Raw genomic sequence first — 2,706 nt, 5'->3', positions numbered from 1 at the left:
CTCGTGAGCTGCTCCATGCTCGCCGCCGTCTCCTGCAGGTTGCTCGCCGCCTGCTCCGTGCGCGCGCTCAGGTCCTGGTTCCCAGACGCAATCTCGCCGCTCGCCAGATCAATGCCGGCGCTGGATTGTTGCACCTGCCCCACCAGCGTCCGCATCGAGGTCTGCATGGCAAGCAAGGCGCCCATAAGGCTATCGGCATTGCGTGCGGAAGGTCCGGCCCCACTGAGATCGCCATCGGCAATCCGGCGCAGGGCATTGCGTGCGACCGCAGGGTCACCGCCGATCTCGCGTTGAAGTGTGCGCCGCACGACCCAGCCCAGCACCACGGCGGCCGACAACGCCAGCAACGCCAGACCGATGGCGATCGAGCGAGCGCGATCGGCTTCCTTGTTTACCTGTGTGTGCGTCTGCGTTGAAAGTTCCTGCGAGCTCTTGCCCAGTTGCAGCAGCTCGCCGCGCAGTTTGCGCCATGCCGGCGTTTCCACCGAATTGAGGACCTGAACGGCATCCGGCACGCTGGTCTTCACCAGCGCCAGCACCTTGTCCTGCGCTTGTGCCTGTTCTGCGCGCAGGCCCGCCAGCGGGGCGAGCAAGGCGTCGATCGGCGTGCCCCTGGCCGCTGCGAGTGTGGTCTGGTGGGCGGTGTCGAATGCCGCGCGAGCGGCATCCAGGTTCTTGTAGGCCTGCGGGTTGCTCGGATCCAGCAGGATGTTGCGCAATGCCTGGCCCATCTGCAGGCCTTGCGCGTACATGTCTTGCAAGCCACTGGCCGTGGCTTGTTCGGTCTTGATGTAATGATCGAAGCGCGACTGCGTCTGCACCAGGGCCCAGATGCTGCCGGCCAGGCCCGCGACGAAGAGCGCGGCGGGTGCGATGAATGCCAGCAGGAGGCGTTGATTGAAATTCATGGTGCCCGCTCCCGTCAGGCGCGGGAGGCCATGGCATCCAGGCGGAAGAAGCGCACGGCATCGGCCAGCCGCGTCGCCTGGTCTTTCAGGCTCTCGGCGGCTGCGGCGCTTTCCTCCACCAGCGCGGCGTTCTGCTGCGTCATCTGGTCCAGCTGCGTCACCGCCACATTCACCTGACCGATCCCGTCGCTCTGTTCACCGGCGGCAGTGGTGATGTCGCTGATGAAGGCGGACACCTTCTCGGCGTTGGCCACGATCTCGCCAATGGTGCTGCCAGCCTGCGCCACCAGGCGTGAACCGTCTTCCACCTTGCCGACGCTGGTCTCGATCAGGCCCTTGATCTCCTTGGCCGCCTGTGCGCTGCGCTGCGCCAGGCTGCGCACCTCGGCGGCCACCACGGCGAAGCCTCGGCCCTGTTCGCCAGCGCGCGCCGCTTCCACAGCGGCATTCAGCGCGAGGATGTTGGTCTGGAAGGCGATGCCATCGATCACGCCGATGATGTCACCGATCTTCTTGCTGCTGCTGTTGATCTCGTCCATGGTCGTGACGACCTGGCCCACCACCTGGCCGCCGCGCACTGCCACTTCTGCGTTGGCCACGGCCATCTGCGTGGCCTGGCGCGCGGCATCGGCGCTCTGGCGCACGGTCCCGGTGAGCTGCTCCATGCTCGCCGCCGTCTGCTGCAGGCTGCTGGCGGCCTGCTCGGTGCGGCTGGACAGGTCCTGGTTGCCGGTGGCGATCTGCTGGCTCGCGGTGCCAATGCTGTCGGTGGAGCTGCGCACCTCGCCCACAATCCGAGCCAGCGAGGCTTGCATGTCACCGAGCGCGCGCATCAGCACCGCGGTTTCGTCCTTGCCCTCGCGGTGGATCGGGCGCGTGAGGTCGCCCTGAGCGATGGCGCTGGCCAGGCGCTGCGCTTCGTCCAGCGGACGGCAGATGCTGGACATGTTGGACAGCGTGCTCGGCACCACCACCACGGCCGCGATCGCCACGGCCAGGCCGAACAGCAGCAGTGTCTGACCACTGGCGTCGCTGCCTTCGGCGCGCGCCTGGGCAGCCTCATCCATGAGCGCGGTCTCCAGCTGCTTGAGGTTCTCGAGCAACTCGCCATAGCTGGCGTGCGCACGGCCCAGCATGCGGTTGGCCACCGTCGCCGAGTCGTAGCCGCTGGTCTCGAGCTGGTTCGTCACCGGCTCCACCGCTGCCACGTACTGGGTGAGCTTTTCCTGCATGCCGCGCACCAGGGCGTTGTCCTGGTCCTCGTCGCCGGCCAGGAGATGCTCCATCTGCCGTTGTGCCTCGTCGCGCGCGGCCAGCCAGCGAGCCTTGGCTTTGAGCACCTGTTCGGGTTTCTCGTAGGCAATGATCATGTCCTTCTCGATGCGGCCCATGTCGCCCAGCGCCACCTGCAGGCGGGAGAGTGTCATGGTCTCTTCGAAGGTGTGCGAGACGAAGGCTTCATTGAGGGAATTCAGCCGCGCGATACCCCACCATCCAGCGCCACCCACCACCGTGAGAAGCATGAGGACCACGCCGATGGCAGCCACCATGCGGGTTCGGATTGAAAATTGGCGCATCAGGTGTTGCATCGTCGTCTCACTTGAAAAAGTTGTAGTAGGGCGCCCGGAAGCACCACGGAACGGCCTGCGGCCGTCTCTGAAAAAAATGGGTCAGAGCCGGAAGACCTGGACGACATCGGCGAGGCGGCGGGCCTGGTCCTTGAGGCTCTCTGCAGCCGCCGCACTCTCCTCCACCAACGCCGCGTTCTGCTGCGTCATCTGGTCCAGCTGCGTCACCG

General features: G+C 66.1%; 2 protein-coding genes and 1 pseudogene. All 3 read right to left on the bottom strand.

Annotated elements, in window-relative coordinates; genetic code table 11:
- The coding region (locus tag J2X09_RS26925) for a methyl-accepting chemotaxis protein (RefSeq protein ID WP_510184456.1) at positions 1–908 on the bottom strand (908 nt) is incomplete at its 3' end.
- A gap of 14 nt (positions 909–922) precedes the next feature.
- On the bottom strand, positions 923–2,485 hold the full coding sequence (locus J2X09_RS26920; protein ID WP_310309914.1) for a methyl-accepting chemotaxis protein: 1,563 nt from the start codon (positions 2,483–2,485) through the stop codon (positions 923–925).
- A gap of 93 nt (positions 2,486–2,578) precedes the next feature.
- Positions 2,579–2,706: pseudogene (locus J2X09_RS26915) on the bottom strand (methyl-accepting chemotaxis protein); the annotation flags it as partial.

Source organism: Hydrogenophaga laconesensis (assembly GCF_031457235.1).
Lineage (GTDB): Bacteria > Pseudomonadota > Gammaproteobacteria > Burkholderiales > Burkholderiaceae_C > Hydrogenophaga > Hydrogenophaga laconesensis.
Note: the sequence above shows the minus strand (reverse complement) of the source record. Positions and strands in the feature narration are given on the sequence as shown.